The sequence below is a fragment of the uncultured Traorella sp. genome, assembly GCF_944327115.1.
Classification (GTDB): domain Bacteria; phylum Bacillota_I; class Bacilli_A; order Erysipelotrichales; family Erysipelotrichaceae; genus Traorella.
Genome location: NZ_CALVGS010000035.1, coordinates 12993 through 38878 on the forward strand (window position 1 = coordinate 12993; position 25886 = coordinate 38878).

The following is a 25886-nucleotide window of genomic DNA, read 5'->3' on the forward strand; positions in this document are numbered from 1 at the left end:
CTTACTCACCACTGATCGATAATTCATTCAACAGCAAAGATGGAGAACTGATGCCTGACAAAGAATCATAGGTATCATTGCCTACGGCTTCTACCTCTTTCATCATACTTAAGAAATTACCTGCAACGGTAAATAGATTGACCGGACGAGTGATCTTTCCATTCTCCACAAGATAGCCGCTGGCCTGCAGTGAGAAATCTGTTGATATAGGATTCAAGCCTGCATGAAGGCCATTTAATTCATCGATGACCAAGCCGTCTTTCATGATCGCTAAAAGCTCATCAAAGCTGTTTTCTCCATTCTCAATATAGAAATTGGTAGGAGAAATACCTACGCTTGATGCATACCCGCTCTTAAAACCGTTACCTGTTGATTCACACTTCATCATGGCAGCAGACTTCTGGTTATGCAGAAACATCTTCAGTCTTCCATGATCCACGATCGTCTTAGTGAAACAGGCCACCCCTTCATCATCAAATGGGCTGCTTGACAAACCATCCTTTTTCAAAGGATCATCCTTGATCGTAATCTTCTCATCAAAGATCATTTCACCACATTTATCCTTGAGCTGACTGATTCCCTTATAAACATTCTCACCATTGAAGAGTCCGCATAAAGCTCCAAGCAGGCTGCACATTGCCTCATTTTTCAAGATGACCTTATACTTGCCGCTTTTTACCTGAACGGCATTTAATTTACTGAGCACTTTGTTTTTCAGATCAGCCACGAATGCATCTACATCATAATGTTCAATATCCCTCAAAACTCGGATCTCATAAGCCGACTTATGATCATTTTCTTCATTAGCCAGCACATTTGCATAGAAAACACAAACTTCATCACTCTTGGAAATATCCATTCCCAGTGAATTAACGATCCTTGTTTCGGCTTTTTCACTTTCCATCATCGTTTCCATGACCTGTGAAATCCGTTCATCTGCATTCAACAGTTTTTCTTCTACTTCTTTCAAAAAATTGATCTTATCTGTAACACTCGTTTCAGACATATGACTGACGCTTTTTTCAATTTCAGGATAATTCTTATCCCCCTGATAAATCATGGCACTATCTTCACTTTCAATGGCCTGTGCGTTAGATTTGATCATTTCGATACATAAGTCTATATTATCATCACTATCTTCTTCTAAAAAGCAATAGCCCATCTTTCCCTGATACAGACCGCGAATCGCTAAACCGCCGCTTTGTGCGATCGTAAAGCTATCCACCTTTTGTTCATAGACATTGATAGATTCTTTTTCAGCCTTTTGAATATAGATCTCAATTGTTTCAATGCCGGCTGACCTTGCTTTTTCAATCAATTTCTGTGTATTCATAGCTTACTCCCTTCCTCCTACGATCATGCTGCTCACACGAATTGCAGGCTGTCCGACATCTGTCGGAATACTGCCACTGCTGGCACCGCACATTCCTTGGGCACGCGATAGATTCTTGCCGACACGATCAATTTTCAAAAGTGTTTCTGCACCATTGCCGATCAGACTGGCACCCTTCACCGGCTTAACAATCTTGCCATCCCGGATCAGATACCCTTCCTGAACGGCAAAGTTAAAATCACCGGTGCTTGGATTGACGCTGCCACCGCTCATGGACTTACAGTAAAGACCATAAGCCGTATCCTTGATCATGTCCTCCAGCTCATCTTCTCCCGGCAAAATAAAAGTATTGGTCATACGGGATGTCGTTTCATATTTATAAGACTGTCTTCTTGAGCTTGAAGTAGATGGCATATTCATTCTTCTGCCATTCAGGCTATCCACCATATATCCTTTTAAGATACCTTTTTCAATCAATAAATTGCGTTTTGTGAAATTTCCTTCATCATCAATATTCGCAGAACCCCATGCATTCGGAATCGTACCATCATCGACCGCACTGACTTTTTCATTGGCAATCTTTTCATTCAGCTTGCCGCAGAATACCGACTGTCCTTTCGCAACAGCACTTGCTTCCAGTGCATGTCCGCAAGCTTCATGGAAGATCACACCACCAAAGCCATTATCAATGATGACCGGCATCGTTCCGCTCGGACACTCATCCGCAAACAGCATCGTCTTGGCAATACGTGCCGCCTCACGACCGGCTTCCTCCACATCGATCTCATCATAAAATTCCAGACCTTTGGATGCTCCGGGACCATAAAAGCCCGTTTCCATCTTATCGCCCTCCATCGCAATCGCCTGCACTGCCAAACGAGTACGAATACGAGTATCACGAATATATTTTCCTTCAGTATTCGAGATCGCTACTTCCTGCTTTTCATCCAAATAAGAAGCCATGACCTTTTTGATCACTTCATCATAGTTCATTGCTGCCAATGATGCCTTGCGAGCAAGTTCGATCTTCTTATCACTTGATACATTTTCCGGATCGATCTTGATCGGATGTTTGTTTTCATAGACAACTTCTTTTAATTCAAAGGTTATTTCTTTTCTTTCACCTTCAAATGACTGGGCAAGCTTTTCAGCCATATGCATCATATTTTCCATAGAAGTATCATTGGAATAACCATAGACCGATTCATTTCCATGAAAGATCCTGATTCCGGCACCATAAATCATGCCGCTGTTTGCATTATCCACCTTCCCGTTTAAAAGAGAATATTGATGCGTTACCTTTCTTTCTTCAAATATTTCCGCATGGTCACCTCCGCTTGATAAACAAGCTTCTAATATCTCATGCAGCTGAGCTTTTTCAAGCATATCATCACCTCTTGCCTTCATTATACCAAACTTCATTCGAAAGTATTTACTTTTTCTCTCAAAAAGTTATAATTTATTAACAAGGAGTGATGTTTATCAAACGAAAGGTCAAAGCAATTATATTACTGCTCATCTGTGCTGCCATGGTCATCGGACCTATTATTGGATATTTATTATAAAAGGCTGCTGTTTTTCCGGTATGGAAAACAGGAGTTTTTTTTGATATGATACTTTTAGATTTTAAAAAGGAGAAAATGATCTATGTCTATAAAGCTTATCGTAACTGATATGGATGGAACCTTGCTGGATTATAAGGATGAAATCAGCATGGAAAATATTCAGGCCTTGATGACCGCCCAGCAAAAGGGCATTCAGGTCATCCTGGCAAGCGGGCGGAGTCATCGCCGTCTGCTTCCTTATGCCCAAAAGCTTCATCTAAATGAATATGGCGGTTTACTGATCGAAGTCAATGGGATGGCCATCTATGATCCTAAAACCAATAAAAGAAGGATCTTTCAACAGCTGCATCGTGATGAAGTCATGGATATCTGCAACTATCTGTCAGCCTTTGATGTTGAGATACAGGTATATTTTGATGATGGCTTTTATTGTTATATCCCGGATGTTTTATATATTTATAAAAGAGAAGAACGGGAAAGAAGAAAACTGCCGGATGATTATCCTTGGGTCAGTGGGGCATGGAGCTGGATCAGTGATAATCGAAGCGGCTATCCCAATCAGAAACTGATCAAGAATTTTCAGGAAATTGACAGAGATAAGCTAAATAAGGTCAATATAAGTCATAATGCCGATTATTTGGATCAGATCGAAGCCACGATCAAGAATGATTTAAAAAATTATCAGGTCGTGCGTACTTGTCCGAGAATGCTTGAGATCACACCTAAGAACATCAGCAAAGGCCAGACCTTAAGAAGATATATGGAAGAAGCAGGTTTATCAAAGGATGAGGTAATCGCTTTTGGTGATGGTGAAAATGATGTAGATATGTTTAAAGCTGCAGGTATTTCAGTAGCTATGGATAATGCCGAAGAAAGGATCAAAAAAGAGGCCACATATGTTACCTGTGCCAATACCCAAAGCGGAGTTGCAAAGGCACTATACCGATTTGTGCTTCATGAATAAAAGGAAGGATCAACGTCCTTCCTTATTTTAAATATTTTTCCATCCAAGCCGTAATCTCTTCTAATCTTCTTACACGGTGCTTTGGTTTGCCACTGCGGCTGAGCTCATGATTTTCACCATGGAAAAGAACAAATCGAGCCTCAATTCCTAAATCAACCATTGCCGTATATAATTGCAAGCCCTGTTCCAGCGGACAGCGATAATCCTGATCACTGTGGATAAAAAGAGTCGGTGTTTGAATATTCTTTGCATATTTCAACGGTGAATGCTCCCATAATTTTTCATAAGAATCAAAGATGTTGCCATGTATCTGATCGGATGCAAAAGTATGTCCGATATCACTGGTACCATAGAAGGAAATCCAGTTACTGATGGAACGCTGTGTTGCCGCACATGCAAAGCGATTCGTATGAGAGATGATCCAATTTGTCATGAAACCACCATAACTGCCGCCGGTAACACCTAAACGAGCTTTATCAATAGCCGGATACTTTTCAAGCACAGCATCGGTAAACTTCATCAGGTCATCATAGTCGATCGTGCCATATTTACCAAATATATCCATAAACTCATTATCTCGGCCATCACTACCTCTTGGATTGGTAAAGAACACAAAATAACCAAGATTTGCCCATACCTGCATTTCATGGTAGAACACCTTGCCATAAGCTGTTTTAGGGCCGCCATGAATATCCAGAATAGCCGGATATGTTTTATTTGGATCATAGTCAACCGGTTTTAAGACCCAGCCAACAAAATCAATCCCATCATTTACAAATCTTACCTCTTCATAATCGCTCACATATTTATTTTTCAAGACATCCTCATTCAGACAGGTTTTCTGAATGACCTGAGCATCCTGATATTCATAAACCTCCTGTAATTTGCCATCCTTCATACCTACAAACATAAGCTTACCGTCACAAACATCAAAGCAATCAACACTGCCGCTGATATGCACGACTTCTTTGCATTGCTTATCGGCATTCAAGGACATTATGACACTATCTTCATTGACAGTCGAAATATAATAGAGGATATTTTGATCTGCTTTCATAAAAATTCCTCCACCATAGCGGCAGTCACTGCCTACGCTTCCCCAAAGGCTCATCTCATTGTCATAGAAAAGAGAAACATTTCCTTGATCATCCAATAAAAAGAAACGCTCATTCTCATTTCTTCCATGCTTCCATTCACAATTTCCTATGAATAAAATATAATCATTAAAGTAAAAGGCATCGGAAATCTGATACTCCTTTTCAGGAAGCAGGACTGATGTAGACTTATTTTCAAAAGAATAAATCTGGATACTATTTTTATCCGTTGTTTTCTTTAAATCCTCATTCGCAACAAACAAAACCTCATTCTTCTCTTTATTCAACCGATAAGATGATACATTGATCTCATCTGATGTGATTGCTGTTAATTCATCAGCAGAGGCATCATAAAGATATAAACGGATGATCGTATTGCTTACAAAACCGGCACCATTGAAATAAAAAGGAATTTTCGTGAAAACCTCATAATCCTCATCTTCTTTTTTGCGCTTAAGACGTTCTTCTTTAATCTGGCAATCATCCCCATAAGAATAGTCTTTATCATATCGCACAGCTAATAAATACACATCCTTTGAGATACATTCAAAAGAAGCAACTGCGAACGGTACATCAAAAGCCTTGATAGCTTCTCCTCCATCTAATGAAATCTTATAAAATGAAGTTTTTTCTTCTTCATCTTTTGATGCTTCTCGATGACTGATAAATAAAAGCGTTACCGGATCGATAAATTGAAATTGTCCATCCTTACCACTTTGAGTAAGCGGACGACATTCACCATCCTTCAACATATACAAATTATTGCGATAGCTGTTATTTTCCTCTTCACACTCATGAAGTGCAAATACACAGCTGCCATCTTGACCAAGCTTCAGATTACTGATGAAACGGTACTTTAAAAAATCCTTCAATGCTAATTTTTCCATATCAAGCCCTCTCTTTTTTAAACATTATACTCTCAAAATACAAAGATGAAAAGTAACACCTTCATATCAAAAAAACTAGTAATAAAGTAAGATTTATTTGATTATAAGGTTCATCATTCACTTTGTATTTACATCCAAAATACGGCGTGTTAAAATGAAATCAGAGGAATGGAAAGGAAGGGACATATGTTCATTAACAGAAATATAAGACAGGCATGCATCATTCTTGAAACAAACAAAATCTTAACGGAAGTTAAGATACATGCGAATGAAACAAAAAATCTGATTTCAAGTTTTACTTTAAGCAGCCAACTCAGCTGTCGTATGGAAATTTGAGGTGGAAGTATATGACTCCTAAAAATGTATTTAGAATCATATCTGCCTTTATTTTAATCATATTGGTTATTTTATACGTCACCGGCAACATTTCCCGAAATTATGCAGATATCGTCATTTTCACATGTCTTATCATATCTTTCGGCAATGCCTACATACAGATAAAGAAGATATAATATAATATTATTCACAAAGGTTTGGAGTTATTTCCAAATCTTTTTTCAGTTTTCATATAGGCCTCTATGACAGAGGTCTACTTAACTGTGATCTTATTTAAATGCCAGATATCCCGTACATATTCCTCGATCGTTCGATCGCTTGAGAAATATCCGCTCTTTGCGATATTCACCAAACACATCTTGGCCCAGTGATGACGATCTTTGTAATGCTCACGAATGCGTGCCTGAGTTGCCTGATATGCATCAAAATCAGCTAACAGGAAATATTCATCATTCTTAAACATCAATTCATCATAAATGATCTTAAACTCATCCCTGTTTTCAGCCCATGTACCATCGATAAATGAATCAACGATTTTCTTTAAATGCGGAATATGGTTATAGTAATCCCATACATTATAAGAATTTGCACGCTTCATCGTTTCTACATCTTCTACCTTTAATCCGAAGATCAAAGCATTGTCATAGCCGACACGGTCAACGATTTCCACATTGGCTCCATCCAGTGTTCCCAAAGTAATGGCACCATTCATCATAAATTTCATATTACCTGTACCGCTGGCTTCTTTTCCTGCCGTAGAGATCTGTTCGCTGACATCCGCTGCATTCATCAATATTTCCGCAATGCTGACACCATAATTAGGAATAAAGACAACTTTCATATATTGTGAAATTTCCGGATCATTATTCACCTTTTCGGCAATCGCATGGATCAGCTGAATCACTTTTTTCGCAAATGTATAAGCCGGAGCTGCCTTTGCCGCAAAGATAAAGGTACGTGGGAAGATCTTGAAATTCGGATCTTCCTTCATCTTCTGATACAGATAGATGATGTGCATGACATTCAGGAGCTGACGTTTGTAAGCATGCAGACGCTTTGCCTGAACATCAAAAATTGAATTGATATCCACTTCTATTCCTGTTACCTCTTTGATATAAGCAGCCAAAATCTTCTTTCTTTCAAGCTTTACCTGTAAGAATTCTTCTTGAATCTGGACATCATCTACATAATTCATGAGTTTTTCCAGATCTTGCGGATGATCGATATAACTGCTTCCGATCGTTTTATCTAATAAGGCTTTTAATTGTGGATTTGAATATACCAGCCAACGGCGATGCGTGATACCATTGGTCTTATTATTAAACTTTTGCGGTTCGATCGCATATTGATTCTTGAAAACATCATTGATCAAAATCTGTGTATGTAAAGAAGCTACACCATTAACAGAATGAGAACCGATGATTGCAAGATGAGCCATATGTACCTGTCCGTCAATGATGATCCTTGTTGAATTAATCAGGTCAGGACGGTAATATTTATAGTTGAGATCATAGCAGTAACGACGATCAATTTCTTCAATAATCATATAGATTCTAGGCAATAATGTCTGAATCATCTTCACCGGCCATTTTTCCAATGCTTCTGATAACACGGTATGATTGGTATAAGCCACTGATTCCTGAACGATCCTAAACGCATCATCCCATTCATACAGATAATCATCCATCAGGATACGCATTAATTCCGGAATAGCTAATACCGGATGCGTGTCATTTAACTGGATCGCATTCTTCTCTGCGAAATTATCCAACGTATCATACACACGAAGATGAGCCTTGATTAATGCCGTCAGACCTGCTGACACAAAGAAATATTGCTGTTTCAAACGCAGATATCTTCCGGCTTCTGTTGAATCATCCGGATAAACATTCTGATTGATTGCTATGACATCACGGATATATTCACTGAATTCCTGTGAATTAGATGCATCTTCTGCCGGCTCAGCACTCCACAGACGAAGGGTATTCGTTAAATTCGTATTATGTCCTACTACTTCCATATCGTATGGAACGGCCTGAATGATCTGTGCTCCAACATGATTGATCTTCGCTTTTCCATAGATATCCATTTCCATTTCCACTGTACCATAGAATTTAACATTGACAGCATGTTTTGGTTTTCTTACTTCCCAAACATTTCCCAGCTTCAGCCACTGATCAGGAACCTCAACCTGCTTGCCATCTACGATCTTCTGTTTGAAAAGACCATATTCATAACGAATGCAGTTACCATGTCCTGCATATCCCAATGAAGCTAATGAATCAAGGAAACAGGCAGCAAGACGGCCCAAACCGCCATTGCCTAAGCCAGCATCGCTTTCCATTTCTTCCAGCTCATTAATATCAATACCTAAATCATTCAAACCATCTTTGACGATATCATAGATGCCTAAATTCATCAGATTGTTTGTCAGTAATCGGCCAATTAAAAATTCCATAGAAAAATAATACATCTGTTTTTCATTTTTCTTGGCAATTTCTTCCTTGCTAGCCTTCCAGTTCATAGCGGCATAGTCACGGATCATTGTCCCAAGTACCATATACTTTTCAGTGATGTGGGATTGTTCTATGGAACGGCCATATTTTGCGATAATTCTCGTTTTAAATTCTTCTTTAAACTCTTCCTTGTTTTTAAATTTATATCCCATAATTACCTCCCGTAGTGCTATGATTTTAACACTTTTTAGGCATGAAAAAAAGTCTTTTTTGCGATAAAAGACTTTTCATTAGGCTCTTTCATAATATTTTTAGCCCCTCATTGATGAAACACTGCTTACACCAACAATAAGAAATTATTTCCATTTCATTTTTATATGATCGATGGTACTAATAAATTCATGACGATATCAACCATCATCTCTTTTTCCTCCGGTTTCGATTCCGCAATCATCAATGTTATCGCCACCAAAGCATCATTACTTAAAACCATATTTCTATCAACATCAAATAATGCATGATTCCGATTTAGAAACTCAAGAAATAAAATAGCCGCCAGACGTTTATTTCCATCAAAATAAATATGATCTTTCACAAGCATATAAAGAAGATTTGCTGCTTTTTCTTCAAGAGTTGGATATAGTTCTCTTCCAAAAACATTCTGTTGAATCTGATCCAATATTCCTCTCAACATACCTTCACTTCTTTCCTTTCCAAATAGATCTGATTGCTTAGAAAACTTTGTTTTTTGAATCACTTCTCGACATTCATCTTCAGTTAAATAAGCAATGGTATCTCTTCCCTGAGGCTTAATAATCCGCTGATGATCATAATCATCCAAAAGATCTAATGCCTGAGAATAGGCTTCAATCACTTGAAGAATATCATTTGCTTCCAGTCCAGCCATATCAGCAATACCGGAAATAAGAGATTTATGTACTTCCAGCTTACGTTGAAGGGCAGCCAGTCTTTTTTCATTCACTGCATATCCCTGAACCATGTAATCCTTGAGAACTTTTGATGCCCACTTTCTGAAAGCTATCCCTTGTTTTGAATTTGTTCTGTAACCCACTGCTAAAATAACATCAAGACTATAGTATTTCACATTATAATCCTGTAAGTTCAATTTACCCATATGTGCAAAATTTGCACACATGCTTTCTTCATCAAGCTCACCTGATTTAAAAATATTTCTAATGTGTCTGCCCACAACTGTCCTATCAATATTAAATAATTCAGCAATTTGTTTTTGATTTAACCATACTGTATCTTTTTCAAGATCTACTTTTACATCTAATTTTAATTCTCCATCTACGAACTGAATCATTTCATTTTTGCTCATATTTTCCCTCGCTTTCATTCAGATCATAAGATAAACCCAAAGATTTGAAACCTTATTCAATAATTTTATCTCTCCTTTCTATTATTCTTTCTATCTTCATTTTATTTTTAATCTTAATATTCAAAATGAAAACATTTAAAGAATAATGATATTTTGTGTACACAAATTATATCATATTTCATTATATAATGATATGTTTTTTGTAATATTTTTTATTTCATAAAAAAAGAGCTATTTGTTTGATATAGCTCTTTCATAATCATACAGATTTTTTCGATTTTATTTCTTTTACCTCAAAAACGATACCGCCGAAAGGCGCAATTTCAATTTCACAACTGTAATCTAAAAAATTATGAGGTACTTTTTTCGTACGCAAAGCTTTTTTATTTCTAATGTTACTGCCACTATAAATATCTGTATCTGTATTCAATACTTCTTTCAGTGTTGAATTCTTTTCCACACCGATCCTGAAATTGGCATAATGATTTGGTGAAAAGTTTAAGACGATGATAAACTTCTGGTTCTCATTCATACGCTGATAGATAAACATATTATCAGCCTTATTGTCGGCATCGATCCATTTGAATCCCTCCCATGAATAATCAAGTTCATAAAAGGCAGGATTTTCGATAACTAACTTATTCAGATCAGCAATGTAATGGCTAAAGGAGTCATGCATCGGATATTCCAGCATGAACCAGTCATTTTCTTTCGTTTCATCCCATTCCCGAAATTGAGCAATTTCATTGCCCATGAAATTTAATTTCTTTCCCGGATGGGTCATCATATACATATACAAGGTTCTTGCCTGAGCAAATTTCTGTTCATAACTGCCCCACATCTTATCTATGATCGTATGCTTGCCATGAACGACCTCATCATGTGACAAAGGCAAAATAAACTTTTCAGAATAAAAGTAAGCCATGGAAAACGTCACCTGATTGTGATGATACTGGCGATAGATCGGATCCTTCTCCAAATACTTCAGCGTATCATGCATCCAGCCCAGATCCCATTTATAGTCAAATTCCAGACCGCCATCCCATGATGGAGCGCAAACTTTTGGAAAATCACTGGAATCTTCTGCAATCAGAAATGCTTCCGGATGAAGCTTATGGAGATTATTATTCATTCGCTTGATGAAATATAATGCCCCTTCATTCACACCTTTATCCTTATTGCCCTGCCAGAAGATCATGTTCGCAATCGCATCCATGCGCAAGCCATCCACATGGAAGATATCCAGCCAATAATTGGCCGCTGACATCAGGAAGGAACGGACCTCTTCCCGCCATAGATTGAAGTTGCTCGTGCCCCATTGAGAATTGGCATCATTATCATTGTCATACTCATATAAAGGTGTACCATCAAAATAATTCAAAGAATAGTTATCTTTGACAAAATGTACCGGTACAAAATCCATGATGACACCGATATCGTTTTGATGCAGACGGTTGATCAGCTTCTTTAAATCATTGATCTTTCCATAACGGCTCGTAACCGCAAAGTAACCGCTTGTCTGATAGCCCCACGAACCATCAAAAGGATATTCATTCAAAGGCATGAATTCTACATGCGTATAATTCATCTTCTTGACATAATCAATCAGCTCATCTGCAATCTCATCATACCTGAACCATTCACGGCCATCTTTCGGTTTTTTCCATGAACCGATATGCATCTCATAAATATTCATCGGCTGATCAAGATTACGCGTACGCTTTTTCATCCACCTTGAATCCTTGAAGACAGGTGTATGAATTTCTTCGATGATCGAGGCTGTATCCGGTCTTAGCTGTGAGTAAAAGGCATAGGGATCTGCTTTATCAGCCACATTTCCTAACGCCTGGACGATACGAAATTTATATAGCTGCCCCTTTTTAGCCCCCGCAATAAAAAGCTCATAAACACCTCTTTCATCAATTTTCTTCATCTTTGATCCTTCACTGTCCGTCCAGTCATTAAAATCTCCGATGACATAAATATTCTGAGCATGAGGCGCATAGGTTCTGAAAACAACACCGTCATCTTCAATATGTGCGCCAAAATATTCATAGGCATTGCACATATTTCCTTCAAAAAATTCTTTTAAATCCATTGCTTTCACCTGCTCTCTATTGGATAGCATCAGACATTGCCTTCTGATAGGCAACCGTTTTATCTTTAGCCTCCTGAATGGAATTTCCTTTTACACAATAATAGAATTTACATTTTGGTTCAGTACCGCTTGGACGGACAGCCACCCAGCTGCCATCCTTGAGATAGAATTTCAATACATCAGATTGAGTAAAACCAGTTAAATCTCTTTCCTGTCCGTTTTCAACACGCTTCAGCGTCTTGTAATCCTCATATGCGACAACAGCAGTTCCTGCAATTTGTTCTGGTGTGTGTTCACGTAACGTAGCCATGATCTCCTTGATACGCATAGCACCTTCCTGTCCTGCTAAGGAAAGAGATGTCTGACTTTCCTGATATGTACCCAATTCCTCATACAGACCATTCAGCACATCGACTAACGTTTTTCCTTGTGCATGATAATAGCAGGCTGCTTCCGCAAGCATCAAACAAGCCTGAGGTGCATCCTTATCACGTACGAATGGTGATATCAGCGATCCATAGCTTTCTTCATAGCCAAATACATATTCCTTTTCATGCGATACTTCATATTTCGCAATCTTTTCACCGATAAACTTAAAACCTGTTAATGTCTTTTCGGTTTCGACACCATATTTAGAAGCAATCTTCTCACCTAAATCACTGGTAACGACCGTATTGAACATTACTGCGTTTTTCGGCATTTTTCCTTTTTTAGTTCTTTGTGAGAAAATATATTCAATTAAAACAGATCCTGACTGATTTCCTGTCAAAAGAACATATTCGCCATGATGCTTAACGGCAACACCCATACGATCCGCATCCGGATCACAGCTTAACACGATATCCGCATTTTCCCTTGCCGCATATTCCAGCGCCAGGTTATAAGAAGCCGGTTCTTCCGGATTCGGTGTCGGCGTATTTGAAAAATCAGGATCTGGCGTACACTGTTCCTCGACCGCTACATAATGATATCCCGTACGGTTATAAATTTCCTTCACAGGAATATTGCTCGTACCATGCTGAGGTGTAAAAATAATTTTGATCCCTTCTTTATCCACATCCGGATTCAGCTGAATCGCCAAAACATTTTTGTAGTATTCTTCATCAACCTCTTTCCCGATAATATGGATCAATGACTCATCGGCATTATCGGTCTGAATGGCCAGCTCATCTTCTACCGCATTGACAAGCGCAATCACTTTATTCGCCAAAGCAGGTACCAGCTGACAGCCTTTATCATCATACAGCTTATATCCGTTATATTCCTTTGGATTATGAGAAGCTGTGATCATGATACCTCCTGCACATCCTAAATGACGTACCGCAAAGCTTAATTCCGGTGTCGGCCGCAGACTTTCAAATACATAAGTCGTAATACCAAAAGTAGAAAGCACTTTTGCGCTGTCCATCGCAAATTCATGGGACATATGACGATTGTCATAGCCTATGGCAACACCCTTCTTCTTTGCATCTTCGCCTAAAGACAAGATATAGTTAGCAAAACCGACATTGGCTTTGCGAATCGTATGTATATTAATACGATTGGTCCCTGCCCCTAATAGACCTCTCATACCTGCTGTTCCAAATTCAATATTGGTATAAAAAGCATCATTTTTTGTTTTTTCATCCATGTTTAAAAGCTCTTCTTTTAAAGTCGGATCAATATTCGGATGGTTCAGCCATCTATTATATTGTTCTAAAATCATATGATTCCCTCCTGATAGTTTTATTATACATCATGTGAAAGCGTTTTAGTTAAACAATTTTCTTTTTTTGTCCGTTTTCTCTTAAATCAAATTCTGATTCATATTATTTTTCTGATATAATAAATACATTGCGAGGTGAATATCATGAATCAATCTGCTGATTTGGGACATGGTTCCGTAGGAAAGCTCTTATTCAAGCTTGCCTTGCCTGCCATTGTCGCACAGATCATCAACGTTCTATACAACATGGTCGATCGTATGTATATCGGTCATATTGAAGGTATCGGCGATGTTGCCTTAACAGGAGTAGGGGTGACCATGCCGATCATCATGGCAGTGAGTGCTTTTGCGGCACTTGTCAGCATGGGTTCTGCTCCAAGAGCCAGCATCATGATGGGGCGCAAGAAAAACGATGAAGCAGAGAATATCCTTGGCAACAGCTTTGTGCTGCTGATCGTCATTGCCATCATCACCACAGCCTTGATTCTTATTTTCGGATGGGATCTGCTGCTCTTCTTTGGAGCGAGTGAAAATACGGTACAGTATGGATGGGAATATCTTCAGATCTATGCGATCGGAACGATCTTTGTTCAGCTGACATTAGGACTCAACGCTTTCATCAGCGCACAGGGATTTTCTACCGAAGCGATGAAAACGATCTTGATCGGAGCCATCCTCAACATCATCCTGGATCCTATTTTTATGTTCCCGTTAAACATGGGTGTTCAAGGGGCTGCACTGGCTACGATCCTTTCCCAGGCAGTTTCCTGTGTATGGGTCATTCTGTTCTTATGTGGAAAGAAAACATCTTTGAAGCTGAGAAAAAAATATCTGACATTACGTCCGGCTGTTTTCCTTCCATGTATCGCTTTAGGACTATCACCTTTTATCATGCAGTTTACAGAAAGCGTCATCACAGTCTGCTTCAACACATCGTTATTAAAGTATGGAGGAGATATCGCTGTTGGTGCCATGACGATCCTTTCCAGCGTCATGCAGTTCTCCATGCTGCCGCTTCAGGGCATGACCCAGGGCTCCCAGCCAATCGTATCTTATAATTTTGGTGCCGGTAATTTAGATCGCGTGAAAAAAGCCTTTATGTATCTTTTGGTCGTTTGCATGATCTATTCTACGACGCTTTGGGCACTCAGCATCTTTACGCCGCAGCTGTTTGTCAGCATTTTTACCGATAAGCCTGAGCTTGCAGCTTATACCCAGAAAGCCTTGCGTATCTATATGGCAACAAGCCTTCTGTTTGGGGCACAGATTGCCTGCCAGCAAACCTTTATCGCTTTAGGCAATGCCAAGACCAGCGTTTTTCTGGCAGTCTTACGAAAAATTATCCTATTGATTCCTTTGATCTATATCTTACCGAATCTCTTTACTGATCAGGCAAACGCAGTATTTATGGCCGAACCGGTTGCTGATTTTATCGCTGTCTGTACGACCGTTACGATGTTTGTGATTTATTTCAAACGTTTATTAACTCAAAAAGCAAAGTAATATTTGCTTTTTTTTACATTTTTAAACATTCTGAAAGAATCCGGGCGACCTTTCGGATCTCAAGTTGGCAATCCTGATCCACCCATTTTTTTAAAGTAATCGTAAAGCCTGCCTGATAACAGACAAAACGTAATGACATCACCTCTTCATCATAAATACCCCGCTCATGAAAATAAGGTAAAATGATCGTATCCCACATTTCTTTTAGACCGTCTTTTAAAGGAAAGTTCGTATTCATTTCAAAATAAAGTTTATAAAAATGCCTGTTTTCCTTTACATGCTCAGCAAAGATTTCATAAGAGCGAAATGACATAAATTCAATCCTCACAGGCTGGTTCTCATAGGTTTCGATTAATTGTTTAAATATCGAAGACTGAACATCCTCAAATAGTTCAACGATATCTTCATAATGCTGATAGAAAGTTGTCCGATTGATCCCGACATCACGACAAATCTGTGCAATATTCACTTTTTTCTTTTCATGAATGAGTTTCAAAAGCGTATCTTTGATTCGCTGATGGGTTTGTTGATAATGTTTATTCTTTTTATGATTCATAATGCCTCCAAATAATCAACATATGATGTTTTTTTGATGATTGATAAGATCATTTTAAAATCTTATAATGATTTTATCAAGAGTGAACGGAGGTAAAACAATGAAGAAACAGCTTGAAAACAAAGTCTTTTTGATTACAGGTGCCGCTAGCGGCATGGGAAAAGCAACCGTCACAAAATTTGAAGCTGAAGGTGCTTTGATCGTTGCGGTTGACCGCAATAAAGATGTATTGAATGTTTGGGGTGGACATGAACATGTAACACCTGTGATTGCTGATGTGACAGATCTGGATAATATCAAGAATATGATAAATATTGTTAAAGAAACATATGGACATTTGGACGGTGTATGCAACATCGCAGGCATCAATGATCTCAGCTATCCGTTATTAGAAACTGATGATGAAAGATGGGATACGGTCATGAACATTGACTTAAAAGCTCCTTTCAGAATCCTTCGGGAAGCCATGCCTCTCATGATTGAAAATGGTGGCGGAAGCATCGTCAACATCGGTTCCTATGCAGCATTAAGAGGTAATCATGGACCCAGCTACACAGCTGCCAAAGCAGGTTTAGAAGGCCTGACAAAAAGTATTGCTTTTAGTTTTGCGAAAAACAATATCCGTTGTAACATCGTTCATCCGGGAGGATGTGCGACTAATCTTACCCTTGGCGGTCAAAAATATCATGAAGCCCAGGAAAGCCTTTCAAATTTAATCAAGGCAATGCCGGTCAAGAGTTTTGGACAGCCTGAAGAAATTGCCAATATCTGTGCATTCTTATGCAGTGACGAAGCAACATGGATCAACGGAGCAGTGATTTCCGTAGACGGCGGTATGTCGGTTTGTTAATGAAAAATTCCTTTCTTTAATGCAAGAAAGGAATTTTTTTTATATATGATCCTTTAATTTCTTAACAATGCAATCCTGTATTAAATAATCACTGTCATATAATTGAAATTGGTCCAACTTTAAGGGTTCACTTCATAAGGCTCTTAATTATTTATTCATCATTTCTTTAAAAGAATCATTCTTCTTATAGTAAACCAGATAAAACAAGAAAATAGACATGCATCCGATCAAAAGACCTATCAATATATCACTCAAATATGAATATCCTAAGATGATCTGACTGATCGCAATGACAAATATCCATGAAAAGCTGATTATTGAAAGAATCGTTTTTCTATCTCTGAATCTTCTGGAAAATTGCGGTATGAGATTGATCAGCAGGATATCACTCGATAAGGCCAGCGTGATTGATGGAAAGCTGCGATTCAGAAAGCCCATCGGATCAAAGGAAAGACCTGCAAGATACCAGGGTTTAAATACGTTTACAGTTCCGTCAAGCCTGCGGAAAGGAATCCTGTCAACAAAAGCAGTACATGTCAATGTAATGATCAAAATCAAAGCAAAACTGCTGAGTCCCAGCTTTGAAGCCTTTCTAAGCGCATAAGCATCATGATCACATATAAGCTTTGTCACCATATAACAGCATACAAATATTCCGATATCAATGGCCATGATCAAGGTGATCGAATAAAGTCCTAAATTATAAAGAAAGACATATCCGCAAAGAAAACCGAATACCGCTGTCAATAGAAAGCCTCCCACTGCACTAAGCATCGAGAAAGATGAATAATCACGAGAACGGCTATTGAAAATACCTGCACTGAAAAAAGCCATTAAAAGATAAGCAGGAATCTGTGCAAAGACATGGATGCTTCGACATATCAGTGAAGAACGATTATACAAGTCATCACTGATTTTATAATCAAAATAATAAGAAACAACCAAAAGCATTACCAATATGATAAAGAAAATCTGAAATTCTTTTCTAATTTTCATTGCAATCACCTGTTTTAATAATAGGGATAAAAGAAATAAATGTCAACCATAACCGATTCATTTTATAACACCATACCATAAGAAAAAAGCGCCAGGCGCTTACTTTTGATCCGTACTGCCAAACCCGCCGCTTCTTTCACCCTCTGAACGATCATCATCTGCCTTTTGATATTTCATGAAAATGGCCTGACCGATCCGCTCATGTTTAGAAATGGATACAGGTTCGCTTGTAAAATTATAAAAAGCAAATTTCATGGCACCGTCATTATCACGATTTCCATAATAATCAGCATCTATGATACCTATGCTGTTAGCCATGACCAATCCTTTTTTAAATGGGTTCGAGCTGCGATTACACAGCATCAAAAACTCATCCTCCGGCATATAAGCCTTAAGTCCGGTTTCCACAAGAAAAGGCTTATCTCCCCATTTAAACGGCATGATCACACAATCCTCAGCAGCCTCGATATCATAACCCGCTGATCTCTGCGTGCTTCTTTGCGGAAGATGAATATCTTTATCCTCAAAGCCTTTCGCAACCTCAAAACCTCTATTTCTCATGTCTGCCTCTCTTCCTGTTCTTAAAGCTCTTCAGTTTTTCTTCAAATAACGGTCTTATTTTCTTTGAAACATATATCTCATCCTCACTGGTAAGCTTTACACGATAACCCTTTAAAAATTTCTTCTTTTCTTCAATTTTCAATACGCTGCGATATTTAAACATTTTCCCCGCATAAAGAAAACCGTTATCATATAAAACAAAGGTCCGTGTCAAAACAGCTTCGATAATGAAAACGATACAGAAGAAAGCCAATACAAAAAACATAAAACCATACGGATAATTTTGATTCATGAGAAAATAAACACCAAAAACAACCATGAGCACTGCGAACGCTGCATAAGCAAGTACCAAAGTCATATAATCCTTATAAATCTGGACATCTTCTTTATTCTTTTTGATCTGTTCGATATTTTTACGCATTGCGATAAGTCCGCTCAATGCTTCCTTTCCTTCAAATACTAAAAAGACTGCCACCAATACGATAACGACCCAGCTTACTATATCCATAATATCCCTCTTTTCCAATGTTAATAATATACCATAATCTCTCTTAAAAATGTAGTTTAAATTTTATATCTGCCTTACTGAAGAAAAAACAGTCAGTCTTTTGACCAACTGTTTCATACATTCCATGAATCATTCTTCAGTTTCGTAAATGATATCTCCTGCATAATACATGGCAATCGTTGCCTCAACGACATTATTATTTTCCGGAAATATTAGATATCCGCTATATACGACTGAATTATATCCATAATTTTCATCAGTAACTTCAAATGAAAAATCTTCATAACGTTTAAGAAAATCCGGTAATGTAAATTTTTCTCCATTGAACTTACCTAATTCACCATTCTTGCTTAACAAATATACAAAACAGAAATCAAGATCTGCCTCTTCAAAAACAATCGTTCCGTCTACTTGTTTATATGGTTCACAAGATTGAGAATATCCTTGTTCAAAAAATAGCTTTAATGATTGATCCATCATTTCGATTCTTTCGATCCTCATATCATGAAGACTATAAGGAACATCGCTTTTATATTTATACCGTGTGATCATATGTAACCTCCTGTCTTTTTTAAAATAAAAACATATCCGAAGATATGTTTTCATTAATCTTTTAATTATGCGATGATCTTCTGGGCACGAAGGATATCTTCGATAGCTGTCATCGCAGCTTCTTCATCTTCACCGTTGAAAGTAATCGTGATTTCAGACTGTGTAGGAATACCCAGTGACATAACACCCATAATAGATTTCATGTTAACTTCGCGTCCCTTGAAAGCAACGCTTACTTCACATTTAAATTTACTTGCAGCGCTTACAGCTACCGTTGCAGGACGTGCATGTAATCCAACTGGATCAATAACTTGAACAGTAATTTGTTTCATTTTTATATTTCCTCCTAAATAATCATCATTTGTATTTTAACCCAAATTGCAAACAGTTACAAGCATAATTTCTTATTTTCTCATTCAAATTCTTCACTTGAAATACAACTGATTCCATTTTCTTCCAATAGCTGTGTACAAATCCCTTTTCCCGCTATCTTTTTACCGCTGAAGCTGCCATCATACACCTGATGAACGCCACAGCTCGGTGAGCTCTCTTTTAAGATTGCCACCCGGCATCCGTGCTTTTTGATGATTTGTAAAGCTTTTTCGGCACCTGAGTGAAATGCGTCATCAACACTTTGCAAGGAACTGGAATAAACTTTTCCGTCAATGATCTCGCTTGGCTGCCGAGGTATTGGCAAGCCACCCAGGCATTCAGGACAAATTCCAATATATTCTTTATCTTTTAAATAATCAATGACCTTTTTATTCATGCAATGTTTGCCATCATAGCGACAGCATTCACCTAAAAGACATTTACTGACTGCAATCATACTACCACCTCGATTCAATTGATATATTCAGCTATTCAATGATCTTTATTTCACACTCTAAATGCTTTGAGGTCTGTTCATAAACAATTGCTTGTACTTGATGGATCAGCGTTAAGAAATCACGAAAGCTTGCCTCTCCCTGATTAATCAAAAAACCTGCATGTTTCGTTGATACTGCAGCCTCATTGACATGATATCCTTTTAATGAACAATCATTGATCAGCTGACTGGCATAGAAATCAGGCCCTCTTTTAAAGGTAGAACCTGCACTGTATTGATCAAGAGGCTGCTTTTCGATTCTTTTTTCTATCAGCTCCTTCATTTTCATACGGATCATTTCTTTATCCCCTTTTTTCAGACGAAAAACCGCATTGATGATACATTCGCTGCGATCTGAAAAAACAGAATGACGATAGCTGAAAGCACATGCTTCTTTAGAATATTGCTTTTCTGTTGTCGTTACACATTCAACGACATCACTGATCTCACCGCCATAGGCACCGGCATTCATAATAACTGCACCTCCGACACTGCCCGGTATCCCATAAGCAAATTCTAAGCCGCTCAAGCCTCTTTGATAAGCATATAGGCAGACATCCATAAGTCTGGCACCTGCCTCGGCTATGATCACCTCTGATTTACATTCAATATGATTCATCTGTGTCAGGATCATGGCACTTTCAAATTCTCTTTCATCACTGATCAGGACGTTGCTGCCATTTCCCAAGATGATCGGCTGATCATTTGCCAGGATTTTTTTTACTTCTTCTTCATTTTTTGGAAAATATAACTTTTTACATTTACCACCGATATGAAGAGTCGTATATTCCTTCAAATATTCATTCCTTCTTATTTCAATCTTGTCCATATATTTATTATATGAAAGAATATGATAAATGCCTAATAGAATGCCTGACACAAACAATTCCAAATATAGGAAACATCACCTTGAATCCTGCCATGATTTTCTTTGATATTCGCATTCTTCCCTGTTTCTTTATCACAAACTCGTCCAATGATTCACTCACAGTGATAAATATCGGCTTCTTCTTTAAATGATAACCTATCTAAAATACAGTACATTCCTTCATGAGCGTCATAAAATCCTTTATAAGTACATTTGACTGTACTGACTTATAATAAATGCCAAAAGAGAGATCATTATTGCCACTGACAGGCACATAGGTTAACGCCATGTCCGGTGATACAAGCTTAGGTGTGATGGCAATCCCGATACCTGCCTGCACAAGACTGAAAACCGCTTCAGCTGTTTCGCAAAAATAAAAGTCTGAAAAAGGACGGCCGTCCATGAGCTTTCCTTGCAAACGCACGATATCATCTTGTGCTTTCGCAGGATCTAAAAGAATGATTTTTTCTTTTCGCATGTCTTCTATGGTCACTGTTTTTTTCCCGGAAAGAGGATGGCCCAATGGCATGACACAGACAAGTGGAATTTTCGCGATCTCACGGTAGTTTGCATTTATCTTTTTCGCAGAAGATTCCTTAAAACCAATAATCAGATCGACATCATCCTCTTCCAAAAAACGATAAAGATGTGCAAAAGGAACGACATGAAGGCGTGGATGCAGGGCAGGATGACGTTCGATTAATCTTTTCAAAACAGGTGGTAAAAGAAACAAATAAATATAACTATGACAACCGATCGATAAAAACTGAAGCTGTTCATCGTTTGGGTTTTCAAATCTTTTCATCGCCCGCTGTGTCAATGCTACGATCTGCTTGGCATCGTGAATAAAGATCCGTCCTTCCTCTGTCAATTTGACGCTGCGGGTCGTACGTTTAAAAAGCTTGACGTTTAAGCTTCTTTCCAGTGAATGGATCTGCTGGGTCACTGCCGGCTGGGTCACATGCAGCTGTTCGGCTGCTCTGGCAAAGTTTAAGGTTTCGGCGACCGTTAAAAAACATAAGAGTTGGAAAGTATTCATCTTACACCTCAATTAATAATTTTTACTTATCAATAATAGCATTTTCTAAATTCTCTTTCAAGGCGAATTTACTATAATAGTACATGTGCTGAATGTTAAGAAGTTAACTAATAGTCACAGAAAGGAGTCTTATAGATGGAACATATCGTTTTGATTCTCAAAGAATTGAATCAGGCATTGGAGCTTTATGCGAAAAAGAACATGCAGATGTTAGATATTACCCCTTCACAGGCGTTTACCTTGGATTATCTGCTCTCTCAAAAAACAAATGTCTATGCAACAAAGCTTCATGATGCATTTAAGATATCGAAATCAGCTATATCATCGATCTTGAAGGGATTGAAGAATAAAGGCTATTTGAGGCTGGAAAGCTCACGTGAGGATGAACGAAAGAAGATCATCATACTGAGTGATAAAGCTTATCGGGAAAAGGATATGATTCATGATTGCTTAATGAAGCAGCAAGAGAATCTATGCTTGAACATAACTGAAAATGAAATGGAGCTTTGTAAGCATACATTGCTTAAGATGCTTCAAAACATGGATGACAGGAGGAATGAACATGATAAAAACGCTCTTATCACAAGTAAAGCAATATAAGAAAGCATCGTTTTTAGCGCCTTTGTTTACTGCTTTAGAGGTGCTGATGGAGGTATTGATTCCCTTTGTCACTGCTTCTATCATTGATAAAGGAATCGAAGCCGGCAATATGACACAGATTTTTATCTATGGCGGCATTATGCTGGTCATGGCTTTTTTTAGTTTGGTATTTGGTGTCCTTGCGGGAAAATATGCCGCAGAAGCTTCCAGCGGCTTCGCATGCAATCTGCGTGATGCCATGTATGAGAATGTACAGACCTTTTCTTTTTCAAATATTGATAAATATTCAACGGCCGGACTTGTTACTCGAATGACAACAGATGTGACAAATATTCAGAATGCTTATCAAATGGTCTTACGTATTGCGACAAGAGCACCCTTGATGCTTATCTGCAGCATGTTCATGTGCTTTTTCATCAATGCTTCATTGAGCTCGATCTTTTTGATCGCAATTGTCTTTTTGGCAGCAGCCTTGTTGTTTATCATGCTGAGAACGACGAAGATCTTTAATTATGTATTTCAAAAGTATGATGATTTAAATGCCAGCGTACAGGAAAATATCAGTGCGATCCGTGTCGTGAAGGCATATGTACGAGAAGATTATGAAGACCAGAAATTTAAAAAGGCGGCAGAGCATCTGTATCGTTATTTTGTAAAGGCAGAGAGTCTTTTAGCGTTGAATAATCCTGTCATGATGCTGGTTGTCTACGGATGTATCATTGCTCTTTCATGGTTTGGTGCCCATTATATCGTCATAGGCGATCTGACAACCGGGGAATTGACCAGCATGTTTAGCTATGTCATGAGCGTTTTGATGTCACTGATGATGCTTTCCATGATCTTTGTCATGATTTCCATGAGCATTGCCAATGGCAGACGAATCGTCGAAATATTAGATGAAAAATGTGATCTGACAAATCCTGAGCAGCCTGAAATGGAAGTTGCTGATGGTCGTATTGACTTTAATCACGTTAGCTTTTCCTATAAGCATGGCAGTGGTGAAGAAACTCTCCATGACATTGATTTACATATTGCTTCCGGGGAAACGATCGGTGTCATCGGATCTACCGGTTCAGGTAAATCGACACTGGCTTCTCTGATCAGCCGTCTTTATGATGTTGACGAGGGAAGCGTCTTTGTAGGCGGCAGGGATGTGCGCAGCTATGATCTTGAGGCCTTGCGTAACCAAGTCGCAGTCGTTCTTCAGAAAAATGTCCTTTTCTCCGGTACGATCTTGGATAATCTTCGCTGGGGCAAAGAGGATGCGACGGAAGATGAATGTCGTGAAGTTTGCAGGCAGGCCTGTGCAGATGAGTTTATTGAACGGTTTCCAAATAAATACGATACTTGGATCGAACAGGGCGGCAGCAATGTTTCCGGTGGTCAGAAGCAGCGTTTATGCATAGCCAGGGCTTTACTGAAAAAACCAAAGGTGCTGATCCTGGATGATTCGACCAGTGCGGTCGATACCGCCACAGATGCCAAGATACGTCAAGCCTTTGCCACTAAGATTCCCGGTACGACAAAATTGATCATTGCCCAGAGAATTTCCAGCGTCCAAGATGCAGATCGTATTTTAGTCCTGGATGACGGTACTGTAAAAGGCTTTGATACTCATGAAAACCTATTGAAGGAAAATGAGATGTATCGTGAAATTTATGAAGCCCAGACACAGGGTGGCGGTGATTTTGATGAAGCCGGAAAGGAGGAAGCATAAAATGAACAAGCCTAAGACAAATATGAAAGACCTCATGAAAACGATGAAGCGGATATTGGGTTATATGTTGAAAAACTACAAGCTTTCTTTTCTGCTGGTGGTGATCTGTATCATCGGCTCCTCCCTGGCAACGCTCTATGGTACGCTGTTCATGCAGACATTGATCGATGATTATATCGTACCTTTGACACGTTCGGCTGATCCTGATTTTGCTTCCTTAGCAAAAGCCTTGCTTAGCTTGGCTGAGATCTATGCCGCCGGTATCCTGTGTGCTTATGCCTATAACCGCATCATGGTCAATATCACACAGGGTACGATGCGTAATCTTCGTGTTGAGCTGTTTGAACATATGGAGTCTTTACCTATCAGATACTTCGACACCCATATTCATGGTGATATCATGTCTATCTATACAAATGATGTCGATACCCTTCGTCAATTGATCAGTCAAAGCATTCCCCAGCTGATCCACTCATCCGTAACGATCATTTCTTCCTTTATCAGCATGATCGTGTTAGACATTCCATTGACCTTGGTTACCTTGTTCATGATCGGTATCATGCTGATCGCTACATCTAAAATTGCTGGCAAGTCTGGTACTTATTTCACTAAGCAGCAAAAAGATTTGGGTATCGTAAATGGTTACATCGAAGAAATGATGGAAGGACAAAAGGTCGTAAAGGTCTTCTGTCACGAAGAAAAAAGCCTGGAGGATTTCCGAGCTTTAAATGAAGAGCTGCGTGCAAGTGCAAATGCAGCCAATACTTTCTCCAACATTTCAATGCCGATCAATGCCAATATCGGTAATATCAGCTATGTATTATGTGCCATCATCGGGGCAATCATGGCGCTTGGCGGTTATTCGGGGCTCACGCTTGGAACCCTTGTATCATTTTTAACACTGAATAAAAATTCAACCCAGCCGGTAAGTCAGATATCCCAGCAAATCAACAGTATCGTCATGGCCATGGCCGGTGCCAACCGTATCTTTGATCTGATGGATGAAGAAAGTGAAGTCGATAATGGTTATGTGACACTTGTGAATGCCATCGAAAATCCTGACGGCAGCTTAAGTGAAACTGAAAAGCGTACCGGTATTTGGGCATGGAAACATCCGCATAAAGCAGATCATACGATCACTTATACGAAGCTTGAAGGTGATGTTACCTTTGATGATGTTGATTTTGGCTATGATGAAAATAAGATCGTCCTTCATAATATCAAACTGTATGCGACACCGGGACAGAAAATTGCCTTTGTCGGCAGTACAGGTGCCGGTAAGACGACGATTACAAATCTGATCAATCGCTTCTATGATATCGCAGACGGAAAGATACGTTATGATGGCATCAACATCAATAAAATCAAAAAAGCAGATCTTAGAAGATCATTAGGCATGGTCTTGCAGGATACCCATCTGTTTACAGGAACCGTGCTGGATAATATCCGTTATGGACGATTGGATGCAACGGATGAAGAATGTATCGC

Annotated in this window: 23 protein-coding genes; 7 read left to right on the top strand and 16 right to left on the bottom strand. The window is 38.7% G+C overall.

Translation table 11 applies throughout. The annotated features are described in order from the left end of the window. Position 1 precedes the first annotated feature (1 nt). Together Q0K35_RS02795 and Q0K35_RS02800 are read right to left on the bottom strand one after the other, a co-directional pair. Positions 2 to 1333: a TldD/PmbA family protein gene (locus Q0K35_RS02795; protein ID WP_294561154.1), complete on the bottom strand. Its 1332-nt coding sequence runs from the start codon at positions 1331 to 1333 to the stop codon at positions 2 to 4. Between the two features lie 3 nt (positions 1334 to 1336). Then, positions 1337 to 2719 (bottom strand): TldD/PmbA family protein, encoded by a 1383-nt coding sequence (locus tag Q0K35_RS02800; RefSeq protein WP_294561155.1) that lies wholly within the window; start codon positions 2717 to 2719, stop codon positions 1337 to 1339. A gap of 261 nt (positions 2720 to 2980) precedes the next feature. Between Q0K35_RS02800 and Q0K35_RS02805 the strand changes: the two genes are divergently transcribed. Next, positions 2981 to 3862, top strand: coding sequence for an HAD family hydrolase (locus Q0K35_RS02805; protein ID WP_294561156.1), 882 nt, complete (start codon positions 2981 to 2983; stop codon positions 3860 to 3862). 22 nt (positions 3863 to 3884) lie between these two features. Here the strand turns inward: Q0K35_RS02805 and Q0K35_RS02810 are convergent, their stop codons facing one another. Next, on the bottom strand, positions 3885 to 5843 hold the full coding sequence (locus Q0K35_RS02810; protein WP_294561157.1) for a S9 family peptidase: 1959 nt from the start codon (positions 5841 to 5843) through the stop codon (positions 3885 to 3887). A 186-nt stretch (positions 5844 to 6029) separates the two neighbouring features. Here Q0K35_RS02810 and Q0K35_RS02815 point away from each other — a divergent pair, with 186 nt between their 5' ends. Beyond that, on the top strand, positions 6030 to 6179 hold the full coding sequence (locus Q0K35_RS02815) for a hypothetical protein (RefSeq protein ID WP_294561158.1): 150 nt from the start codon (positions 6030 to 6032) through the stop codon (positions 6177 to 6179). Between the two features lie 253 nt (positions 6180 to 6432). Here Q0K35_RS02815 and Q0K35_RS02820 read toward each other — a convergent pair whose 3' ends face one another. The 4 genes from Q0K35_RS02820 to Q0K35_RS02835 form a co-directional block, all read right to left on the bottom strand. Beyond that, on the bottom strand, positions 6433 to 8847 hold the full coding sequence (locus Q0K35_RS02820) for a glycogen/starch/alpha-glucan phosphorylase (protein WP_294561159.1): 2415 nt from the start codon (positions 8845 to 8847) through the stop codon (positions 6433 to 6435). Between the two features lie 161 nt (positions 8848 to 9008). Then, positions 9009 to 9977, bottom strand: coding sequence for a RhuM family protein (rhuM, locus tag Q0K35_RS02825; RefSeq protein ID WP_294561160.1), 969 nt, complete (start codon positions 9975 to 9977; stop codon positions 9009 to 9011). A gap of 259 nt (positions 9978 to 10236) precedes the next feature. Beyond that, the gene (glgB, locus tag Q0K35_RS02830; protein WP_294561161.1) at positions 10237 to 12075 is read right to left on the bottom strand and encodes a 1,4-alpha-glucan branching protein GlgB; all 1839 of its coding nucleotides are present in this window, start codon (positions 12073 to 12075) and stop codon (positions 10237 to 10239) included. 16 nt (positions 12076 to 12091) lie between these two features. Continuing rightward, positions 12092 to 13780, bottom strand: a complete 1689-nt coding sequence (locus tag Q0K35_RS02835) for a phospho-sugar mutase (RefSeq protein ID WP_294561162.1) — start codon at positions 13778 to 13780, stop codon at positions 12092 to 12094. 144 nt (positions 13781 to 13924) lie between these two features. On the opposite strand from Q0K35_RS02835, the gene Q0K35_RS02840 reads away from it, so the two are divergent. Further along, a complete protein-coding gene (locus tag Q0K35_RS02840; protein ID WP_294561163.1) occupies positions 13925 to 15283 on the top strand; it encodes an MATE family efflux transporter in 1359 nt (452 codons plus the stop codon). Positions 15284 to 15296: 13 nt separating this feature from the next. Here the strand turns inward: Q0K35_RS02840 and Q0K35_RS02845 are convergent, their stop codons facing one another. Beyond that, the gene (locus Q0K35_RS02845) at positions 15297 to 15839 is read right to left on the bottom strand and encodes a TetR/AcrR family transcriptional regulator (protein WP_294561164.1); all 543 of its coding nucleotides are present in this window, start codon (positions 15837 to 15839) and stop codon (positions 15297 to 15299) included. Positions 15840 to 15939: 100 nt separating this feature from the next. On the opposite strand from Q0K35_RS02845, the gene Q0K35_RS02850 reads away from it, so the two are divergent. Beyond that, positions 15940 to 16689, top strand: coding sequence for an SDR family oxidoreductase (locus Q0K35_RS02850; RefSeq protein ID WP_294561165.1), 750 nt, complete (start codon positions 15940 to 15942; stop codon positions 16687 to 16689). A 147-nt stretch (positions 16690 to 16836) separates the two neighbouring features. Here Q0K35_RS02850 and Q0K35_RS02855 read toward each other — a convergent pair whose 3' ends face one another. The 8 genes from Q0K35_RS02855 to Q0K35_RS02890 form a co-directional block, all read right to left on the bottom strand. Continuing rightward, positions 16837 to 17685 (bottom strand): phosphatase PAP2 family protein, encoded by an 849-nt coding sequence (locus tag Q0K35_RS02855; RefSeq protein ID WP_294561166.1) that lies wholly within the window; start codon positions 17683 to 17685, stop codon positions 16837 to 16839. A 99-nt stretch (positions 17686 to 17784) separates the two neighbouring features. Next, entirely contained in the window at positions 17785 to 18246 is a 462-nt protein-coding gene (locus Q0K35_RS02860; RefSeq protein WP_294561167.1) for a deoxyuridine 5'-triphosphate nucleotidohydrolase, read from the bottom strand. Further along, positions 18236 to 18754 carry a hypothetical protein gene (locus Q0K35_RS02865; RefSeq protein WP_294561168.1) on the bottom strand — a complete coding sequence of 173 codons (519 nt, stop codon included), beginning with the start codon at positions 18752 to 18754 and terminating at the stop codon, positions 18236 to 18238. Before Q0K35_RS02865 ends, Q0K35_RS02860 begins: the two co-directional genes overlap by 11 nt. A 129-nt stretch (positions 18755 to 18883) precedes the next feature. After that, positions 18884 to 19306, bottom strand: a complete 423-nt coding sequence (locus Q0K35_RS02870; RefSeq protein ID WP_294561169.1) for a hypothetical protein — start codon at positions 19304 to 19306, stop codon at positions 18884 to 18886. Positions 19307 to 19371: 65 nt separating this feature from the next. Next, positions 19372 to 19638, bottom strand: coding sequence for an HPr family phosphocarrier protein (locus Q0K35_RS02875; protein ID WP_071441233.1), 267 nt, complete (start codon positions 19636 to 19638; stop codon positions 19372 to 19374). Positions 19639 to 19718: 80 nt separating this feature from the next. Continuing rightward, on the bottom strand, positions 19719 to 20135 hold the full coding sequence (locus Q0K35_RS02880; protein WP_294561170.1) for a DUF523 domain-containing protein: 417 nt from the start codon (positions 20133 to 20135) through the stop codon (positions 19719 to 19721). A gap of 31 nt (positions 20136 to 20166) precedes the next feature. Next, positions 20167 to 21066 (bottom strand): UDP-N-acetylmuramate dehydrogenase, encoded by a 900-nt coding sequence (gene murB, locus Q0K35_RS02885; protein WP_294561171.1) that lies wholly within the window; start codon positions 21064 to 21066, stop codon positions 20167 to 20169. A 136-nt stretch (positions 21067 to 21202) separates the two neighbouring features. Further along, positions 21203 to 22081 carry a LysR family transcriptional regulator gene (locus tag Q0K35_RS02890; protein ID WP_294561172.1) on the bottom strand — a complete coding sequence of 293 codons (879 nt, stop codon included), beginning with the start codon at positions 22079 to 22081 and terminating at the stop codon, positions 21203 to 21205. Positions 22082 to 22216: 135 nt separating this feature from the next. Between Q0K35_RS02890 and Q0K35_RS02895 the strand changes: the two genes are divergently transcribed. The 3 genes from Q0K35_RS02895 to Q0K35_RS02905 form a co-directional block, all read left to right on the top strand. Beyond that, a complete protein-coding gene (locus Q0K35_RS02895; RefSeq protein ID WP_294561173.1) occupies positions 22217 to 22681 on the top strand; it encodes a MarR family transcriptional regulator in 465 nt (154 codons plus the stop codon). Further along, a complete protein-coding gene (locus tag Q0K35_RS02900) occupies positions 22644 to 24398 on the top strand; it encodes an ABC transporter ATP-binding protein (RefSeq protein ID WP_294561174.1) in 1755 nt (584 codons plus the stop codon). The genes Q0K35_RS02895 and Q0K35_RS02900 overlap by 38 nt, the downstream gene beginning before the upstream one ends. A gap of 1 nt (position 24399) precedes the next feature. Beyond that, a partial coding sequence (locus Q0K35_RS02905; RefSeq protein ID WP_294561175.1) for an ABC transporter ATP-binding protein occupies positions 24400 to 25886 on the top strand: 1487 nt, incomplete at its 3' end.

Coding starts and splice junctions, on each gene's coding strand:
- Q0K35_RS02795 (WP_294561154.1), bottom strand. CDS start 1,333: ATGAATACACAGAAATTGATTGAAAAAGCAAGGTCAGCCGGCATTGAA.
- Q0K35_RS02860 (WP_294561167.1), bottom strand. CDS start 18,246: ATGAGAAATAGAGGTTTTGAGGTTGCGAAAGGCTTTGAGGATAAAGAT.
- Q0K35_RS02865 (WP_294561168.1), bottom strand. CDS start 18,754: ATGGATATAGTAAGCTGGGTCGTTATCGTATTGGTGGCAGTCTTTTTA.
- Q0K35_RS02870 (WP_294561169.1), bottom strand. CDS start 19,306: ATGATCACACGGTATAAATATAAAAGCGATGTTCCTTATAGTCTTCAT.
- glgB (WP_294561161.1), bottom strand. CDS start 12,075: ATGGATTTAAAAGAATTTTTTGAAGGAAATATGTGCAATGCCTATGAA.
- Q0K35_RS02800 (WP_294561155.1), bottom strand. CDS start 2,719: ATGCTTGAAAAAGCTCAGCTGCATGAGATATTAGAAGCTTGTTTATCA.
- Q0K35_RS02820 (WP_294561159.1), bottom strand. CDS start 8,847: ATGGGATATAAATTTAAAAACAAGGAAGAGTTTAAAGAAGAATTTAAA.
- Q0K35_RS02835 (WP_294561162.1), bottom strand. CDS start 13,780: ATGATTTTAGAACAATATAATAGATGGCTGAACCATCCGAATATTGAT.
- Q0K35_RS02895 (WP_294561173.1), top strand. CDS start 22,217: ATGGAACATATCGTTTTGATTCTCAAAGAATTGAATCAGGCATTGGAG.
- Q0K35_RS02855 (WP_294561166.1), bottom strand. CDS start 17,685: ATGAAAATTAGAAAAGAATTTCAGATTTTCTTTATCATATTGGTAATG.
- rhuM (WP_294561160.1), bottom strand. CDS start 9,977: ATGAGCAAAAATGAAATGATTCAGTTCGTAGATGGAGAATTAAAATTA.
- Q0K35_RS02815 (WP_294561158.1), top strand. CDS start 6,030: ATGTTCATTAACAGAAATATAAGACAGGCATGCATCATTCTTGAAACA.
- Q0K35_RS02875 (WP_071441233.1), bottom strand. CDS start 19,638: ATGAAACAAATTACTGTTCAAGTTATTGATCCAGTTGGATTACATGCA.
- Q0K35_RS02850 (WP_294561165.1), top strand. CDS start 15,940: ATGAAGAAACAGCTTGAAAACAAAGTCTTTTTGATTACAGGTGCCGCT.
- Q0K35_RS02900 (WP_294561174.1), top strand. CDS start 22,644: ATGATAAAAACGCTCTTATCACAAGTAAAGCAATATAAGAAAGCATCG.
- Q0K35_RS02805 (WP_294561156.1), top strand. CDS start 2,981: ATGTCTATAAAGCTTATCGTAACTGATATGGATGGAACCTTGCTGGAT.
- Q0K35_RS02880 (WP_294561170.1), bottom strand. CDS start 20,135: ATGATTGCAGTCAGTAAATGTCTTTTAGGTGAATGCTGTCGCTATGAT.
- Q0K35_RS02840 (WP_294561163.1), top strand. CDS start 13,925: ATGAATCAATCTGCTGATTTGGGACATGGTTCCGTAGGAAAGCTCTTA.
- Q0K35_RS02810 (WP_294561157.1), bottom strand. CDS start 5,843: ATGGAAAAATTAGCATTGAAGGATTTTTTAAAGTACCGTTTCATCAGT.
- Q0K35_RS02890 (WP_294561172.1), bottom strand. CDS start 22,081: ATGAATACTTTCCAACTCTTATGTTTTTTAACGGTCGCCGAAACCTTA.
- Q0K35_RS02845 (WP_294561164.1), bottom strand. CDS start 15,839: ATGAATCATAAAAAGAATAAACATTATCAACAAACCCATCAGCGAATC.